This window comes from Dokdonia sp. R78006 (assembly GCF_042466145.1).
Taxonomy (GTDB): domain Bacteria; phylum Bacteroidota; class Bacteroidia; order Flavobacteriales; family Flavobacteriaceae; genus Dokdonia.
Genome location: NZ_JAXHBU010000001.1, coordinates 2,608,878 through 2,624,952, shown reverse-complemented (window position 1 = coordinate 2,624,952; position 16,075 = coordinate 2,608,878). Strand labels below are relative to the sequence as shown.

Sequence of the window (16,075 nt, the reverse complement as noted above, 5' to 3'; positions counted from 1 at the left end):
CTAAGGATTGATGGTAGTGTTTGTTACGCTTTCGCGAAAGCGTATCTATTACTAACTTCGTTACAACCTAAACGCTGAAAAAGATGCTACAAACTCAAACATGGTGGAAAGAAGGAATTGTATACCAGATTTACCCTAGATCCTATCGTGACTCCACGGGTAACGGCATAGGTGACTTGCGTGGAATCATAGAAAAACTAGACTACATCGCTAGTCTAGGGGTAGACATTATCTGGCTTAACCCTATTTATGATTCGCCTAATGATGATAATGGTTATGACATACGTGATTACCGAAAGATTATGGCAGAGTTTGGCACTACGGAAGATTTTGATGAGTTACTTTCAGGCATGAAAGCTAGAGGACTGCGTCTAGTGATGGATCTTGTGGTAAATCACTGTAGTGACGAGCATGAATGGTTTAAAGAAAGTAGGACTTCTCGTGATAATCCTTACCGAGACTACTTCCACTGGTGGCCTGCGGAAAAAGGTACACCTCCAAAAAGATGGAGTTACTTTGATGTAGAAGAAAATGCATGGCAATACGATAAGCAAACAAATGCCTATTACTTACACTACTTTGCTGTAAAGCAGCCCGACCTCAAATGGGAAAACCCAAAAGTGAGAGCCGAAATATATGATATGATGCACTTCTGGTTTAAAAAAGGTGTCGATGGTTTCCGTATGGATGTGATTCCTTTTATAAGTAAAGATATCAACTACCCAGAAATTGACGCAAAAGAACCTCATGAATACATTGCGTATTATGCAAATGGCCCAAAAGTGCATGAATATCTCAACGAACTTAATAATGAAGTAATCTCAAAATACGATGCGTTTACTGTAGGTGAAGGTCCAGGTATAAGCATTGATGATGCGCTGGATTTTGTTCATGAAGAACGTAAGGAGATGGATATGTTCTTCCATTTTGACCTCATGAGTTTAGACCGTGCTCCTGGAGAGGTTTTTAAAATGCGTGAGGGCGGCTACTCCTTACCTGAATTTAAAAAAGTATTTACTGACTGGGATGCGGTATTTGCAAAAGCTGGCTGGGGATCGTTGTTTCTAGCAAACCATGATTTCCCCAGAACTGTGAGCCGCTGGGGAAATGACACTCCAGAACACTGGAGAAACAGCGCTACCCTACTTCAAACATTTCTATTAACCATGCGCGGTACTCCTTATTTTTATCAAGGTGATGAAATTGGAATGACTAACGTACGTTTTACAGATATAGAAGATTATCGCGACATTAATACGATTAACAGATATGAGACTGTAAAAAACAGAGGTGGAGATCTTGATGATTTTATGGACAGTGAGCAACATGCTGCTAGAGAAAATGCACGCACGCCTATGCAATGGGATCACACAGAAAACGCTGGCTTTACAAGTGGCACTCCGTGGATAAAGCTCAATGAAGACTACAAAATAGGTGTCAATACAAAAGACCAACTCGATAAAAAGGATTCGGTACTCTCCTACTTCAAACAGATTGTTGCTGTCCGTAAAAAGTACCCAGCGCTCGTGTATGGCGCTTATGAGTGTATCAAACCCGAAGATGAGCAAGTATATTGCTATACGCGAACGCTTGAAAGTGAGCGTTTCTTAGTGCTATTAAATTTCTCTGAAGATACAGCACACTTCTCGTTACCGCTTTCTGTAAGCTATAATAGGAAGATCAAAGTCATTTCTAATGATAAAATAATAGATGATAAGACCTTTAAAGAATTTACAATCCGCCCATGGCAAGCGATTGTGTATCGATTAGAAAACTAGCCGTCTATAAAAATGTAAACAGCAATCCCTATAAAAACGATAATTTGTAGCCACTTTAAGACAATACCCGCATTCTTATTAGTGCGAAGTACATGAGAGATTTTTCCTGCGACTAGTGCAATACTTCCAAAGATGACAAAGGATTCTAGCATAAATAGCAATCCTAACACATAAAATTGATACACCGTGTTTCCTTCTGGATCCCATAAGAATCCTGGAAAAAATGCTAAGAAGAATATCGTCACCTTAGGATTAAGGATATTCATAATCACACCTTGTTTAAAAAGGGCTGTGTATGACTTTTTTGGAGCACCATCTGCGAGGTTAATTGACGCATCGCTACGGTATACTTTAAAGGCTAGATAAAGCAAGTACATTGCTCCTACCGTTTTAATTGCAAAAAACAGAAAAGGCGAAGCAGCAATCACTGCCGATAGCCCAAAAGCAACAAGTGTAGTATGTGCAATACATCCAGAAATTAACCCTGCGGTGGTTGCAAGTCCAGATTTACTGCCATTTGCAACACTCTGCGTGAGTACATAGATGTTATCTGGCCCTGGCGAAAACGCAAGTAAAGCAGTTGCTGCTAGAAAAGCAATGATGGATTCTATCAAAGGAATACTAGTTAGTTAGTCATTGCAAAATAAGAAAAAACAAGATGCTTACAACACTACCACTGTCGTTCCTTCCACATCGAGTAAAAGCCTAGCAATAATAAAAGACCTGCTGCAGCAAGCTTTGCCCATTGCGGGATAAAGGTTGCGATATCAGGTTTCATCGCAAAAAGCATGACGGCAATAGAGGCAAAAATAAGTTTATGAGAATTCCTCATGGCATGAATTGATTAACGTAAAGTTACTAGACGATGGCAACTTACTATCCTTTCGCTAAGATGGCGTTATTTATTTCTTTAATCAATCCTGGACCTTCATATACAAAACCTGTATATAACTGGATAAGCGATGCTCCTGCTTCAAGTTTATCGAGAGCATCTTGCGCAGAGTGAATTCCTCCTACACCTATGATTGGAAATGAGTTATTACTCTTATCTGATAGGTATTTGATCACACGTGTAGAACGATCGGTAACCGGCTTACCGCTTAGTCCGCCATTACCTATTTCTGCAAGGCGAGCGTCCGTGGTTATCAAACCTTCTCTATTTACAGAGGTATTACTTGCAATCACACCATCTAGCCCTGTTTCTTTTACAAGCGATACTATTTCATCTAGTTGCTGATTATTAAGATCTGGAGCTATTTTAAGTACAATGGGACGTTGCACCGCATACGTCTTGTTTGCTTGCTGTACAGCTCCTATAAGTTCTTCTAGATAATCTTTGTCATTCAATTTTGCATGACTAGAAACATTCGGGCAACTTACATTAAGCACAAAATAATCTATTACAGGATGTAATTCGTGAAAACACGTTAGATAGTCTGCTGTATAATCTTCCGGCTTAGTATCGGTGTTTTTACCGATGTTTCCACCTATGATAATGTTGTTGTTTTTACGAGATTTTAATCGAGTTACCGCTTCGGCTACTCCTCCATTATTGAAGCCCATTCTGTTTATGAGCCCTTGATCTTCTTTTAATCGAAACAGACGCTGCTTTGGATTTCCTACTTGTGCTTTTGGAGTAACGGTACCTATCTCAATAAAACCAAAGCCTAAATCTCCTAGTTCATTAAAAAGCTTTGCATCTTTATCAAAACCGGCTGCTAGTCCTACGGGGTTTTTAAAAGTAAGTCCCAGGACATTGCGCTCTAGCCGCTTGTCTTCCACCTTTCCCATACGATTAAGAAGTCCGGAGAGTCCTAATTTATGTAATCGCTTTATCCATCTAAAAGTAAAATAATGCACTTTTTCTGGATCAAAAGAAAAGAGAATTGGGCGTATGAGGAGTTTGTACATTTCGGTCGTTTCTGTGGTGCAAAAATAGTCCAAAAAGAGGTATTTTTGAAGCAGAATTGAATGATGATTTTTACGCTTTCGCGAAAGCGTACTCACAACAACCCATTATGATTGATAAAGACGCACTTCTTAAAAGATTTATAAGCTACGTAACTACCTATACGGAAAGTGACCCTAACAGCGACACCACGCCAAGTACTGAGTGCCAGTGGGATCTTGCAAGACAGCTCAAGGATGAACTGGAAGCAATGGGAATGAGTGAGGTAACGATAGATGAGCATGCGTATGTGATGGCAACACTCCCTAGCAATGTAGATCATGAGGTACCAGTTATTGGTTTCATATCACACTTTGATACAACTCCAGATTTTACGGGGAAAGACGTAAAACCACAGATTTGGGAGAATTATGACGGTGGAGATCTTGTTCTTAATAAGGAACAGAATATCGTGTTATCGCCAGAATACTTTGATGATTTAAAGCAATACAAAGGGCAAACCATCATCACAACAGATGGCACCACCCTACTAGGTGCAGATGACAAGGCGGGTATTACCGAGATTATGGAAGCAATGAAATACTTGCTTGAAAATCCTCAAGTAAAACACGGTAAAATACGCGTAGGCTTCACTCCTGATGAGGAAATTGGTCGTGGCGCACATAAATTTGATGTAGCAAAATTTGGTGCCGAATGGGCGTATACTATGGATGGTAGCCAGATAGGCGAACTAGAATATGAAAACTTTAATGCTGCTGGGGCGGTCGTTACCATAGAAGGTAAAATTGTACACCCAGGCTATGCAAAAGGCAAAATGGTAAATAGTATGTACATCGCTACAGACTACATAAATAGCTTACCAAGGCTAGAAACTCCGGAGCACACTTCTGATCGTGAGGGGTTCTTTCACTTATATGATATTAACGGAAGCGTTGACAATACAACGCTAGAATATATCATAAGAGATCACGACAAAGGACATTTTGAAGCTCGCAAGGAAATGATGATCCAACTAGCAGATGAGCTTAATGCACAGCTAGAAAAAGAAGTAGTGACTGTAGAGATCAAAGATCAATACTTTAACATGCGTGAGAAAGTAGAGCCTGTAATGCACATTGTAGATATTGCAGAGGAAGCAATGAAATCGCTAGACATAGAACCACTTATTAAACCTATACGTGGTGGTACAGATGGATCACAGCTCTCGTTTATGGGATTACCGTGTCCTAACATTTTTGCAGGTGGTCATAACTTCCATGGGCGATATGAATATGTACCTGTAGAGAGTATGATGAAAGCCGTTGAGGTTATTGTAAGAATTACAGAAATCACAGCACAAAAGAACGTTTAACATAACAATTACAATTAGCGAATTTCGAATAACTATCGTTTTATAAATAAGCTCACTTATGAATCCTTCTGCCACTGGCTGGATAAATAAACACTTCCCAAAGCTTCTTGACTATCTAGTTAAGAACCCTATGGATGAGCGTGCATTTTATGATTCGCTACGAGCCAAGGGTTTTATCTATGGACACTCTCTAGATACCTTGCTGGATAGTGAGTCCTCACAACTTAAGTGGACGGTACAGGAGAAAACAAAGATTAACCTCTTTGACGCACTTGCTTTTACGTATTACGATACGATTGCAAATGCTAGGCAAGAAGATTGCCTAGAAGCTATCGTTTCATTTTACAGGCAGCTAGATAAAAAGGAACAATACTTTATTAAAATTCCTTTGGGTAATGAATCTGCTGCTGCTAAGGTGGAGAAAATTATCCACCAGCGGGTGCAGACTAATGAGTCTGCCTTGCAGAAGAGTTTTAGTCATCTTATCACTAATGCTTTAGTGTTTATAGATATTCTAAGTTTTGATCACTACCTCATTACCCAAGGTGATCCCTACGAGTATGCAAAAAACCTAGAGGCTGTTCTTACAGAATCTATATGGCTGGCATTGCAACAAAAGGAAAGTAAGGATGAATATAACAAGCTCCTTATAAAGCTATTTGAAAGCTCTGTACGCTATAACGAACTCATAAAGCACACGCATACCAAGGTCTCTGAGATTAATCTCGGGATTATCACAGAACCCCTGGAGCAACAATATCTTCTAGATTTATGTAGTCTATCGCTATGGGATGACGAGAAGATCGATAAGCACGAACGCGAATTTATCATGCAGTTCTGTACGATTATGGGTCTTGATGAAAAGGGATACCTTGATGCAGTACTTGCCGTAAAAACTTTTTTGACGGAACACGGCACAGAGATATCGTATCTTAAATACAGTAATCCTATAAAGCACTTTTATAGTCAGACGACTTCTTCTGTGGGTAATCTTATCTCACGCAATAGCAATCGTCTTGTGAGAGAAATAAGAGAGAGCCGTGACTTAATGATTTTACTAGGTCAGTCTACTACACGTGATTTATCTAAAGAAGAGCGCAAAGTGGTAAAAAAACAATTACTTGACATTTGCAAGAGCATACCGTCACTCGCCGTATTCTTACTTCCAGGCGGAGGGTTATTACTACCTATTCTTGTGCGGTTAATCCCGACAATGTTACCTAGTGCTTTTAATGAAAATCTTGAGGATTAAGCAATCCACGTTTTAAAATCTTTTACACGCTCCCTGCTTACAATAATCTCTTGCTCGCTCCAGGTGTTCAACTTTATTTTTAGTCTTGAGTTGGTGTACGCAATGATATCTGCTATCGCATTGATGTTTACATAAAATTTTCTACTCACGCGGAAGAAGGTTTCAGGCTCTAAATCATTCTCTAGCAGTTCTAGTGTAGTATCTAGTAAATAATTACGTCCGTCAATTGTACCAGCATACGTTCCTTTGTTTTCACTATAAAAACACTCAATCTCATCTATAGGAATCATTTTTATATGCTGCCCTATTTTTGTCGTAAATCGCTTTTTATATTCACGCTCTACAGCCGTAGCGCCAAGTAGCTTACGGATGTCTTCAAAGTTAAGTGACACATCCTGTGCCTTAGGCATGCGCTCTTTGTACTTATTTACTGCCTTTTCAAGGTCTTCGTCGTCTATGGGTTTTAATAAATAATCTACGCTATTGAGTTTAAAAGCCTGTAGCGCGTACTCATCAAACGCTGTTGTGAAAATAATGGCACTCTTCACCTCTACTTGATCAAAAATCTCAAAAGACAATCCATCTGAAAGTTGGATATCAAGAAAAATCAAATCTGGGTGTGTATTTGTTTTAAACCAAGCCACTGCTTCCTCTACAGAATGCAGCATTTCATTTACAGTAACTCCTACTTCGGCAAGCATTCTATTTAGGCGTCTTGCAGATGGTTTTTCGTCTTCTATAATGAGTACGTTCATGGATTGGTTGTTTGATGATTTTTTTGATGTACGTAAAAATACTAATTCTTTATTCTTGCGTGATAAGCACGCCCTCTTTCCAGATTTTGGCTATCGAGTTCATGTGCTTCACATCTTCTACGGGAGATTTATCAAGCAATAACATATCTGCTTTAAAGCCTTCTTTTATATAACCTACGTTCTCTAGAGAAAACTTATCTGCCGGTAATGAGGTGGCACTTGCTAGCACTGCTTCGATGGGTAATCCCGCTTTCGCGAAAAAAACCAATTCCTTATACAAATCGCTGCCTATATTAATATTGGCATTAGGTGGATCTGTACCTGCTAGAATTGGAATACCTGCATCATATAAGCGCTTAACTTCCTTGAGGAGACGCGCTTCTATTTCGGCTGTTTCTTGGGCTGTTTTGTTGTAGTACAATGGCTGAATCAATACTGTGGTAAGTATGGTAGGTATCACAAAGAAGTTTGCATCTTCATTAAGTTGATCGAGCTGTGCTGCTGTGAGAGGCTCATCATTATAAATATGCACGAGACCATCTGCACCGCTTGAGAGTGCATCAAAAGCATCTTGTGCTCGTGACACATGTACAACCGCAATTTTATCTGCTTTATGAGCTTCTTTAATAATAGCCGCTACTGTTTCTTTATCAAGTGTAGCTTTCCAAGGTTCTACAATGATTTTTATGTAATCAACTCCAGCGGCTACACGATCTGCTACCCATTGTTGCGCATCTTCTGGCACCGAAAGTGTGGGAATAGGAAAACCGTATTGTGTACCGTGACCACCTTCTGTAGTGGCTGCATATCCTGCGCGATATAGTCGAGCATTCCCAGAAGTATCTCGCAGATTAATCATTACCTCTTGCATAGGTTCCATGCCGTGCATGTCTAGCAAATTGAGAACACCTGCTTGTGCTGCTTCTTGTAGTTGTGGAGCCGCCCATGTATGTACATGAGCATTAGTAAGAGCTGGCATTAAGAACTTCCCAGTGCCGTCTATGGTAGCTTGTGCAGTAAGTGGGTTTGAGGACACCTCGCTTATGATTCCGTTGTCTACTTTTACAAATTGATTTGTTAAGATTTCGGTGCCATTAAATAAGGTTACATTTTCTACTACAAAACTTTGCTGCGCGCGCACGGAGTAAAAGCTCACTAATAGTAAGATAACTAACGTGTGTCTCATGATTTCCTGTTTTCGCGAAAGCGGTTTGAAAACTCTTCTTCCTCTTGATCCATAAATTCTTGAATCTTGCGATCTTCCCATTTCTTTAATCCTTTAAAGAAGCGGAAGCCCTTAAAGACATATATCCAATGCACTAGCAGCGATAATCCCCAGAAAAATGGTGTTGTATAACGTACCCACCAAGGTGCATTGCCCAGCACATCGAAGTTAAAAAACATCCCCGAATAGAATAGCTGCAAGAGCGTATTTATAATCAGATAGACGGTGAGATGCCTGTAAAACCCTTTCTCTTCTTCTACACGTTTTTTTGCGCGTTCGTATTTGCTCGTAGTTGATTCCATTATTTTTTAAATAGTGTATTAGACTGTGATTCTTGTTCTTCTTTTTTTAAATGCTCCTCTATCTTACGTTGTTCCCAGCCTTTGCCTAAAAAGAAGTTCAACCCGAAGAGTTTTATAGCATCTATAATAATCCCTAACAATGAAAAGCCTATGACCCACAATACCCACGGATTACGAAACTCGTTAACGAAGTAATTTATGACTGCTACAATAGCAATAAAAATAAGGGAGTTAATTAATCTACTATAGAATTTCTTAACCTTTTGAACATGCGCTGTGGCTCTTTGATACTTTTCTTGTTGCGTTTCCATGTTATCTTATTTAAAGTCCTCGTTACGAATGTACTCATCTATCTTACGTTTTTCCCAATCTTTTGAGAAGAAAGGATTCCAGCCAAAGGTCTTTGCAGCATGACTTAGTATCCCGATTCCCCAACCTGCGATAGGAAATATAGCCCAGAAAAAGCCTGTGGTATAAAAGTTTAATGCTAAGAAAAAGCATACAAAGATGAGGTATGTCCCGAGGTGTGTATAAAACTCTTTAAGCTCGCTTACTCTTGCTCTTGCTCTATCGTACTTTGTGTTTTCGTTTGGTGTGTTCATGATGTTTGTTTTTTGTTTGATGGTGTAAATATCATATCAAACCTTCCTTTTTTAAAGTAGTACTTACCGAAGTGTAGAAATTCATTACTGAATTGTAAAACTGTCATAAACTCGTTGACATCACTTCTTATAAACCGTATCTTTATGTAAAAAAAAGTTATGTTCGGATTATTTAAAAAGAAAAGCGAAGTAGAAAAACTTCAGGAAAAACACAAAAAGGTTTTAGAAAGGGCGTTCCAACTATCTAAGAGTGATAGAAGTGCAAGTGATAGTTTATATGCAGAAGCTGCAGAGATTGAGAAGCAAATATCACAGCATTCGTAATTTTCTGCACAAATTGTTACCATATCGTTAACTATTTGTAAAAAAAATTATATTTTACAACTGCAAACAAAAACACTCTAGTATGAAATCCCTATTCAACACATCGCCAAAACTGAGGCGGTTAATGGCATATCGTAAAAAAGCGATGTGCAACGCAAAAAAATGGAGCAATAAAGATGAAATGGCTAGTCACAGCTACCAGATTATGGTGCATGTAATTGACCAGAAGCTCTCTGCACTTACTGTTAATAAATAAGCAATAAAGAGTCCATACTCACTAGCATAATAATACGTACCCCTTTATATTTGTGAGTATGGAACCTTTTATAGTATCTGCCCGAAAATACCGTCCCACCACTTTTAAAGATGTTGTTGGGCAACAGGCTATTACTAACACTTTAGAAAACGCAATACGCAACAACCACCTTGCTCAGGCGCTACTTTTTTGTGGTCCTCGTGGTGTGGGTAAGACGTCTTGTGCACGTATTCTTGCAAAGCAAATTAATACCGACGAGAATACAAGTCCAGATGAGGACTTTGCTTTTAACGTATTTGAGCTTGATGCAGCGTCAAACAACTCTGTAGATGATATACGTAGTCTTATAGATCAAGTACGCATCCCGCCACAGGTAGGAAAATACAAAGTGTATATTATTGATGAGGTGCACATGCTCTCTGCTGCGGCCTTTAATGCGTTTCTTAAAACACTAGAAGAACCTCCTAAGCACGCTATCTTTATACTAGCGACTACAGAAAAACATAAAATCATCCCTACGATACTTTCTCGTTGTCAGATTTTTGACTTCAAGCGTATTACAGTTACAGATGCTCGCAAGCATCTTGTACAGATTGCGATAGAAGAAGGTATTGAAGCAGATGAAGAAGCACTACATATCATTGCTCAAAAGGCAGATGGAGCGATGCGTGATGCATTATCCATTTTTGACCGCGTAGTAAGTTTTAGTGGTAAAACGCTTTCGCGAAAGGCAGTGACAGAGAACTTAAACGTTCTAGACTACGATACCTATTTCACCACCACAGATTATCTACTTACAAACGATATCCCACAGGTACTCGTACAGTATAATGATATCTTGTCTCGTGGTTTTGATGGACATCACTACATAGCTGGTCTTGCATCTCACTTTAGAGACTTAATGGTTTGTAAAAATCCGCCGACGATTCATTTACTGGAAGTTGGTGATACCACTAAGAAAAAGTACTACGAGCAATCACAAAAGACAGATATGGCTTTCTTAATGGAAGCTATCAATATTGCAAATGACTGTGATCTCAAATTTAGAACCAGCCGTAACCAGCGACTTCTTGTAGAACTTTGTCTCATGCAACTTGCCTCTATCACTTTTGATGGAGAAAAAAAAAATGACGGTCCATTCTTAGTACCTCCCTCTTATTATAAAGTAGATCACACACAGACTGGCGCTGCACCACAGACGCAAACGGCAGTCACTCCAAATAATACTGCAGCTACACAAGCACCAAGTGGTACAAATGCTGCTCCAGTAGCAGCACCTGCTGCGCAAACGCAGAGTACTCCTACTCCGCCGCCTACTGTACAGCAAAATGTTCCTGTACAAGTAAATACTGTTGCACCAAATGCAGTCGCTCCACAAGCAACGCAAGCTCAAACGCAAAATGCAGCTCCTACACAGAACACAGCAGCGGCGCAACAACCTGCTCCCGTAACACCACAAGCTTCACCAACAACTCCTAGCGTACCCGAATTATCATTGCGCAAGGATCGTGTGTCTGGGTTATCACTTAAAGGATTACAGCGTAAAAAGGAGCTAGAGCTAAAGAAAGCAAACAAAAAAGTAGATGTAGAAAATCTACCTACAGAGCCATTTACCGAAATCGCAATGCAAGCTGCTTGGGCAGAGTATGTAAAGCGCCTTCTTGCCAAAGGAGAACGTATTATTGCCTCTAACCTAGAAGCAGATCAGCCTACGTTAAATGGGACTACGATTGAACTAGAATATCCTAACGAAACGATGAAAATTGAGGTAGAACGCGCTCAAGGGCCACTACTTGAATTTTTAAAACGTAGTCTTAACAATTATGATATTACTTTAGGAATTACGGTAAATGAAGAAGTACAGCGCAAGTATGCGTATACTGCTCAAGAACGATATGATAAACTACGAGAACATAATCCTGCGCTAGATATCCTCAGGAAAACGTTTGATCTCGACTTATAAAAAAACACGCTATGGAAAATAAAGAAGCTATCCAGATGCTCCACCTTAAATTACCTACAGATCCTCGCTGGGTAAATATTGTAGAAAAAAACATAGAAGAAATACTTACAGATCACGCATATTGCGAGCAGAAAGCTGCTTCAAGTGCGATTTCCTTTATCATAGGTTTTCCAGAATACTCAGAACTTGTGACTGCGATGAGTGATCTTGCCATGGAAGAAATGAGCCACTTTAAAATGGTGCATGATATCATGATAGAAAGAGGATTACACTTAGGTCGTGAGCGTAAAGATGCATACGTACATAAGCTACGCTTCTTTTTCCCAAAAGGAGGATCAAGAGTAGAGAGTTTAGTAAATCGCTTGCTAGTTGCGGCGCTTATTGAAGGTAGAAGCTGTGAGCGTTTCCGCTTACTGTCTGAGGAGCTTGAAGATAAAAAACTTGCTAAGTTTTACCGCAAACTCATGATAAGCGAGGCTGGACATTACACGATGTTCTTAAACTTTGCGCGCCAGTACGGAGACAGAGCAAAAGTAGATGCGAAGTGGCAAGAGCTACTAGATTTTGAAAAGCAAGTGATGAAGGATCTAAGTGTTACAGAAACCATACACGGATAAAAGCACTACTAATTTTCTCACCTAAACACAAGCTTATATGCGCACACGTTTTCTTATCATTTCTTGTTTAGTAATGAGCTGTATCGCTTGTAAGGAGAAAGCTGTTGTGCAAAAACCAACCACACCTTTTGATTATCTACTAGGAGACTGGGAGCGAACTAATAGTAAAGGCGGTAGTGAGACCTTTGAACACTGGAAAACAGTTACGGCTACAGAGCTACGTGGTCATGGTTACACCTTAGAAGACAAGGACACCGTTTTTAACGAGCGCATACGCCTTGTACAAAAGAAAAACGAGTGGCAACTGCAAATAAGTGGGCCAAATGAAACGCCAACTATTTTTAAAATCACCGAGAATGACGGCAAGTCATTTACAGCAGTAAATCCTGAAAATGAGTTTCCTAAGGTGATTAGGTATTCTTACTTTGATGATGTGCTTACGGCAACAATTTCTTCAGAGGAAATGGAAATTCCGTTTATATTCTGGCGGGTAGAAGATTAATCTTCGGCGAGTAGGTTGTCTATGATGGTTCTTATGCTATCGCTATTCCAGTCTGAGGCGCCTGTTTCTTTTACCACTATATTTCCTTCTTGATCTATAATATAACTCGTAGGTATCGAGCGTTCAAAAAGTAACTCCGGTGTTTCCATGGCAGGTAATACTGCTGGGAGGTCTAGTTCTCTTTTGGTCATAAACTTTTTGACTACCTCAGGATCTTCGTTTGTGATGAGCAAGAACGTTATTTTATCTCCATAATCTGCATGCAGTTCGGCTATAGATGGTAGTTCGGCAATACACGGTGGGCACCAGGTTGCCCAGTAACTTATAAATGTCACTTTTCCCTTCCCTATGCCTACTTCGGCTGGGATTCCTTCTAGTGAGCTTACTTTATAATCAAAAGACTGGAGTTGAGTTTGGTCCTTTTTCGCGAAAGCGGACGGAGAAAAGATCGCCACCTTCACCTTATTTATTGCCACCTGGATAGGAGTCCTCGTCTGCGGGATAATAAGCAAGAGAATCACAATGATGAACACTATATTTTGCCAACTAAATCTTTTTTTCTGAGCCATAGGGAATAAAAAAATGCGTGTGCACGATGAGTCGTACACACGCATTAAACTTACGTTTTTTTATACTTAATTACGAGTAACCGTCACAGGTTCTGATAAGTCAAAACAACCGCTTAGGTCATTTGCATTTGCACCCACCATAAGACCGGTAAGTCCTTCCTCATAACGCAGGTACCAGATAAGGCAAACGCCCGTTCCAGCATCGTCAAAGTTTACGCCCTCTACCGCAGCCAGTGTAGGTGGTAATCCCAGAATCTCTCCAGTATCTGTAGTGATCACCCAGCTATTTAAAGCGCCTACGCTCTCTCCCGTAAGACCTAGCCCGCTTACCATATCTGGTGTGCCGTCTACGGTAAAGGTAAAAGGACCTCCAGTAATTTCGGCAGCGATAGCCTCGTTACGTACTACTTCTACAGGTTCAGAAAGATCAAAAACTCCCGTAAGGTCATTTGCATTTGCGCCAACTTCTAGCCCTTCTAGTCCTGGCTCATAGCGTAGGTACCAGATAAGGCAGATTCCTGCTCCTGCATCGTCAAAGTTTACACCCTGCACTGCATCAAGCGTAGGTGGTAATCCTAAAATTTCGCCAGTGTCTGTGGTAATCACCCAACTATTCTCAGATCCTACAGAATCTCCCATGAGTGATAAACCGCTCACCATATCTGGTGTACCGTCTACACAAAACTCAAAAGGTCCTCCCACGATTTCGGCAGCAAGTGGTCCCGCGTTGCGGTTTACTACTAGAAAGTTAGAGAGCTCAAAATCTCCTGCAAAGTCATCAAGATTTTCACCCGTTGCTAGTCCGCTCAAGCCATCTTGATACGCAAGGTGATAGATATAACAAGATCCTACGCCAGCATCGTCAAAGTTTACACCCTCCAGCGCCTCCAGCGTAGGTGGTATTCCTAAGATGTTTTTTGAGTCATCTGTCACTACAAAAGTAGTCACATCTCCCGCTAGTTCGCCAGTGAGTGTCACGCCCGTTACCATATCTGGTGCTCCATCTACAAAGAAGGTAAAAGGACCTCCTGCTAGTGTGCCAGCTTCTGGTGTGATTGCGTTTGTGGTGGTATCGTCGTCAGAGTCACATGATACAAGGATAGCTCCTAGAGCGAAGCATCCCATTAATAGTTGCTTTTTCATTATTGATAGTTTTTTTTGATTTATATGGTAAATCTAAAACCATCAAGATTGCTTAAATGTAAGCTAGCTTACATTTGGTGATTTTATGCCACTTTTATGCGAATTTCATTGCGAGAAAACTCTAAAAACTGCGTCGCCTTTAGCTCGTTCATAATCGCATTAAGCGTAGGTCGCGAGGTGCCTATGAGACTCGCAATATCTTTTTGAGTGTATGGATGTTTGATTACCGTATCTCCCGTATTTGGACAGCAGTAGCCATAATCTTCGGCTAGTTCTGTCATAAATTCCTTTACACGTGTGGTTGCATCTTTAAAGAGTAGCAAGTCTAGACGGCGTTCTAACTTTTTAAACCTAATCCCGAGAAATTTATACACCTTAAGACTAAAGCTGTGATTATTGCGCATTAACTCCTGCATCTGGCACACCGGCACGGGGCAAACCGAGGTTTTTGCATCTATAGACTGTGCAAACTCACTGCGCGACTCCTCCCCTAGTATTGCCTTCTCGCCAAAGAGTTCGCCCTTAGTAAGTATCGCCCGCACCACCTCCTTACCATCCTCTGCATAGTAGCCCAGCTTCACCTTACCCTTCTCTATCAAGTACACCTTATTTGCCGCATCCTCCTCAAAGTAAATAAAGTCTTGCTTCCCGTATTGTGAGAAGTTATGCCGCTTTCTATACTGCTTTGTTTTATGGGGACACAACACGCTAAAAACATTTACATCTTCAAGAAACCAGATTTTTGACATAGCGCGTGTAGGATTTAATTATTACACATCTGTCGGCAACTCCTCTGTAACCTTACAGCCAGTAGGCGTTTATAGCATTGTGAGTGTTGTACGCTTTCGCGAAAATGTCTCGCATTATATCCATATGCTTTTATGAGTAATGTGGTTAGTGGGTGGTTTTTACAGAGTGACTCCTGCCGAAATAGTATCTTTAATACCCATGAATCACTTCCCACTCACCACCGAACGGATCACCCTACGCCCTATCACAATAGCAGATCTTGATGTGATACACAACCTGCACTCGCTACCAGAAACAGATGCGTATAACGCACTTGGCATTCCAGAGAACATCGCAATAACCAAGGCGATTATCACTCCCTGGATAGCAGATAACCAGCAAGAAAACATCACAAATTACACCCTTGCCATGGTGCGCAGCGAAGACCAAAAGTTTATAGGACTCTACGGACTTAAAATAGGAAGCCCAAAATACCAAAGAGCCGAAATATGGTATAAAATACACCGCGACTATTGGAACAATGGCTATGCCACCGAAGCAACACAATGCATTCTCGATTTTTGTTTTGACAGCCTACATCTGCACCGTGTAGCAGCTGGCTGCGCAGTAGAAAATACGGCCTCTTATAAGGTACTAGAAAAAGTAGGCATGACCAGAGAAGGCAGATGCAGACAGATATTACCTCTAAGCACTGGCTGGGCAGATAACTATGAATATGCCATCTTAGAAAGTGATCCCCGCAAGCGCTAGATAGCACAGCCCACTCTCTCCCTATTT

At 40.5% G+C, this 16,075-nt stretch carries 20 protein-coding genes; 9 read left to right on the top strand and 11 right to left on the bottom strand.

Annotated elements, in window-relative coordinates; translation table 11 throughout:
- Positions 1-83 precede the first annotated feature (83 nt).
- A complete protein-coding gene (locus tag SJY37_RS11690; RefSeq protein ID WP_298324565.1) occupies positions 84-1,778 on the top strand; it encodes an alpha-glucosidase in 1,695 nt (564 codons plus the stop codon).
- On the opposite strand, the gene SJY37_RS11685 is transcribed toward SJY37_RS11690, so the two are convergent.
- The 3 genes from SJY37_RS11685 to SJY37_RS11675 are packed head-to-tail and all read right to left on the bottom strand — an operon-like array spanning position 1,775 to position 3,689.
- Positions 1,775-2,392: a LysE family translocator gene (locus tag SJY37_RS11685; RefSeq protein WP_379953114.1), complete on the bottom strand. Its 618-nt coding sequence runs from the start codon at positions 2,390-2,392 to the stop codon at positions 1,775-1,777. The genes SJY37_RS11690 and SJY37_RS11685 overlap by 4 nt on opposite strands.
- Before the next feature lie 56 nt (positions 2,393-2,448).
- Positions 2,449-2,610: a hypothetical protein gene (locus SJY37_RS11680; protein ID WP_013752348.1), complete on the bottom strand. Its 162-nt coding sequence runs from the start codon at positions 2,608-2,610 to the stop codon at positions 2,449-2,451.
- Between the two features lie 44 nt (positions 2,611-2,654).
- On the bottom strand, positions 2,655-3,689 hold the full coding sequence (locus SJY37_RS11675; RefSeq protein WP_298324557.1) for a quinone-dependent dihydroorotate dehydrogenase: 1,035 nt from the start codon (positions 3,687-3,689) through the stop codon (positions 2,655-2,657).
- 107 nt (positions 3,690-3,796) lie between these two features.
- On the opposite strand from SJY37_RS11675, the gene pepT reads away from it, so the two are divergent.
- Positions 3,797-5,038 (top strand): peptidase T, encoded by a 1,242-nt coding sequence (pepT, locus tag SJY37_RS11670; protein ID WP_379953113.1) that lies wholly within the window; start codon positions 3,797-3,799, stop codon positions 5,036-5,038.
- 58 nt (positions 5,039-5,096) lie between these two features.
- Entirely contained in the window at positions 5,097-6,290 is a 1,194-nt protein-coding gene (locus tag SJY37_RS11665; protein WP_379953112.1) for an LETM1-related biofilm-associated protein, read from the top strand.
- On the opposite strand, the gene SJY37_RS11660 is transcribed toward SJY37_RS11665, so the two are convergent.
- The 5 genes from SJY37_RS11660 to SJY37_RS11640 are packed head-to-tail and all read right to left on the bottom strand — an operon-like array spanning position 6,287 to position 9,174.
- Positions 6,287-7,045, bottom strand: coding sequence for a LytTR family DNA-binding domain-containing protein (locus tag SJY37_RS11660; protein WP_013752352.1), 759 nt, complete (start codon positions 7,043-7,045; stop codon positions 6,287-6,289). The genes SJY37_RS11665 and SJY37_RS11660 overlap by 4 nt on opposite strands.
- 49 nt (positions 7,046-7,094) lie before the next feature.
- Positions 7,095-8,231, bottom strand: a complete 1,137-nt coding sequence (locus SJY37_RS11655) for an amidohydrolase family protein (RefSeq protein ID WP_379953111.1) — start codon at positions 8,229-8,231, stop codon at positions 7,095-7,097.
- Complete coding sequence (locus SJY37_RS11650; RefSeq protein ID WP_298324543.1) at positions 8,228-8,572, bottom strand: 2TM domain-containing protein; 345 nt, start codon at positions 8,570-8,572, stop codon at positions 8,228-8,230. The genes SJY37_RS11655 and SJY37_RS11650 overlap by 4 nt, the downstream gene beginning before the upstream one ends.
- The gene (locus SJY37_RS11645) at positions 8,572-8,883 is read right to left on the bottom strand and encodes a 2TM domain-containing protein (protein WP_298324540.1); all 312 of its coding nucleotides are present in this window, start codon (positions 8,881-8,883) and stop codon (positions 8,572-8,574) included. The genes SJY37_RS11650 and SJY37_RS11645 overlap by 1 nt, the downstream gene beginning before the upstream one ends.
- Positions 8,884-8,889: 6 nt before the next feature.
- Positions 8,890-9,174 (bottom strand): 2TM domain-containing protein, encoded by a 285-nt coding sequence (locus SJY37_RS11640; RefSeq protein WP_379953110.1) that lies wholly within the window; start codon positions 9,172-9,174, stop codon positions 8,890-8,892.
- A gap of 159 nt (positions 9,175-9,333) precedes the next feature.
- Between SJY37_RS11640 and SJY37_RS11635 the strand changes: the two genes are divergently transcribed.
- The 5 genes from SJY37_RS11635 to SJY37_RS11615 all read left to right on the top strand — a co-directional run bounded on the left by SJY37_RS11635 (position 9,334) and on the right by SJY37_RS11615 (position 12,836).
- The gene (locus tag SJY37_RS11635) at positions 9,334-9,498 is read left to right on the top strand and encodes a Lacal_2735 family protein (RefSeq protein WP_144783786.1); all 165 of its coding nucleotides are present in this window, start codon (positions 9,334-9,336) and stop codon (positions 9,496-9,498) included.
- Between the two features lie 82 nt (positions 9,499-9,580).
- Positions 9,581-9,754 (top strand): hypothetical protein, encoded by a 174-nt coding sequence (locus SJY37_RS11630; RefSeq protein WP_379953109.1) that lies wholly within the window; start codon positions 9,581-9,583, stop codon positions 9,752-9,754.
- Positions 9,755-9,812: 58 nt separating this feature from the next.
- Positions 9,813-11,717 (top strand): DNA polymerase III subunit gamma/tau, encoded by a 1,905-nt coding sequence (locus SJY37_RS11625; RefSeq protein ID WP_379953108.1) that lies wholly within the window; start codon positions 9,813-9,815, stop codon positions 11,715-11,717.
- Positions 11,718-11,752: 35 nt separating this feature from the next.
- Positions 11,753-12,334 carry a tRNA-(ms[2]io[6]A)-hydroxylase gene (locus SJY37_RS11620; RefSeq protein ID WP_144785167.1) on the top strand — a complete coding sequence of 194 codons (582 nt, stop codon included), beginning with the start codon at positions 11,753-11,755 and terminating at the stop codon, positions 12,332-12,334.
- 37 nt (positions 12,335-12,371) lie between these two features.
- Entirely contained in the window at positions 12,372-12,836 is a 465-nt protein-coding gene (locus SJY37_RS11615; RefSeq protein WP_144783782.1) for a DUF6265 family protein, read from the top strand.
- On the opposite strand, the gene SJY37_RS11610 is transcribed toward SJY37_RS11615, so the two are convergent.
- The 3 genes from SJY37_RS11610 to SJY37_RS11600 form a co-directional block, all read right to left on the bottom strand.
- Entirely contained in the window at positions 12,833-13,405 is a 573-nt protein-coding gene (locus tag SJY37_RS11610; protein WP_379953107.1) for a TlpA family protein disulfide reductase, read from the bottom strand. The two genes, SJY37_RS11615 and SJY37_RS11610, sit on opposite strands and share 4 nt — an antisense overlap.
- A gap of 66 nt (positions 13,406-13,471) precedes the next feature.
- Positions 13,472-14,548 (bottom strand): hypothetical protein, encoded by a 1,077-nt coding sequence (locus SJY37_RS11605; RefSeq protein ID WP_144783778.1) that lies wholly within the window; start codon positions 14,546-14,548, stop codon positions 13,472-13,474.
- An 83-nt stretch (positions 14,549-14,631) separates the two neighbouring features.
- Entirely contained in the window at positions 14,632-15,297 is a 666-nt protein-coding gene (locus tag SJY37_RS11600; protein ID WP_108878658.1) for a Crp/Fnr family transcriptional regulator, read from the bottom strand.
- A gap of 199 nt (positions 15,298-15,496) precedes the next feature.
- Here SJY37_RS11600 and SJY37_RS11595 point away from each other — a divergent pair, with 199 nt between their 5' ends.
- Positions 15,497-16,048, top strand: coding sequence for a GNAT family N-acetyltransferase (locus SJY37_RS11595; RefSeq protein ID WP_379953106.1), 552 nt, complete (start codon positions 15,497-15,499; stop codon positions 16,046-16,048).
- Positions 16,049-16,075: the final 27 nt, after the last annotated feature.

Bases quoted from the DNA above. Each gene is read 5' to 3' on its own strand.
- SJY37_RS11645 (WP_298324540.1), bottom strand. From the start codon at position 8,883: ATGGAAACGCAACAAGAAAAGTATCAAAGAGCCACAGCGCATGTTCAA.
- SJY37_RS11605 (WP_144783778.1), bottom strand. From the start codon at position 14,548: ATGAAAAAGCAACTATTAATGGGATGCTTCGCTCTAGGAGCTATCCTT.
- SJY37_RS11630 (WP_379953109.1), top strand. From the start codon at position 9,581: ATGAAATCCCTATTCAACACATCGCCAAAACTGAGGCGGTTAATGGCA.
- SJY37_RS11660 (WP_013752352.1), bottom strand. From the start codon at position 7,045: ATGAACGTACTCATTATAGAAGACGAAAAACCATCTGCAAGACGCCTA.
- SJY37_RS11655 (WP_379953111.1), bottom strand. From the start codon at position 8,231: ATGAGACACACGTTAGTTATCTTACTATTAGTGAGCTTTTACTCCGTG.
- SJY37_RS11650 (WP_298324543.1), bottom strand. From the start codon at position 8,572: ATGGAATCAACTACGAGCAAATACGAACGCGCAAAAAAACGTGTAGAA.
- SJY37_RS11680 (WP_013752348.1), bottom strand. From the start codon at position 2,610: ATGAGGAATTCTCATAAACTTATTTTTGCCTCTATTGCCGTCATGCTT.
- SJY37_RS11690 (WP_298324565.1), top strand. From the start codon at position 84: ATGCTACAAACTCAAACATGGTGGAAAGAAGGAATTGTATACCAGATT.
- SJY37_RS11600 (WP_108878658.1), bottom strand. From the start codon at position 15,297: ATGTCAAAAATCTGGTTTCTTGAAGATGTAAATGTTTTTAGCGTGTTG.
- SJY37_RS11665 (WP_379953112.1), top strand. From the start codon at position 5,097: ATGAATCCTTCTGCCACTGGCTGGATAAATAAACACTTCCCAAAGCTT.
- SJY37_RS11640 (WP_379953110.1), bottom strand. From the start codon at position 9,174: ATGAACACACCAAACGAAAACACAAAGTACGATAGAGCAAGAGCAAGA.
- SJY37_RS11625 (WP_379953108.1), top strand. From the start codon at position 9,813: ATGGAACCTTTTATAGTATCTGCCCGAAAATACCGTCCCACCACTTTT.
- SJY37_RS11675 (WP_298324557.1), bottom strand. From the start codon at position 3,689: ATGTACAAACTCCTCATACGCCCAATTCTCTTTTCTTTTGATCCAGAA.
- SJY37_RS11610 (WP_379953107.1), bottom strand. From the start codon at position 13,405: ATGGCTCAGAAAAAAAGATTTAGTTGGCAAAATATAGTGTTCATCATT.
- pepT (WP_379953113.1), top strand. From the start codon at position 3,797: ATGATTGATAAAGACGCACTTCTTAAAAGATTTATAAGCTACGTAACT.
- SJY37_RS11635 (WP_144783786.1), top strand. From the start codon at position 9,334: ATGTTCGGATTATTTAAAAAGAAAAGCGAAGTAGAAAAACTTCAGGAA.
- SJY37_RS11595 (WP_379953106.1), top strand. From the start codon at position 15,497: ATGAATCACTTCCCACTCACCACCGAACGGATCACCCTACGCCCTATC.
- SJY37_RS11620 (WP_144785167.1), top strand. From the start codon at position 11,753: ATGCTCCACCTTAAATTACCTACAGATCCTCGCTGGGTAAATATTGTA.
- SJY37_RS11615 (WP_144783782.1), top strand. From the start codon at position 12,372: ATGCGCACACGTTTTCTTATCATTTCTTGTTTAGTAATGAGCTGTATC.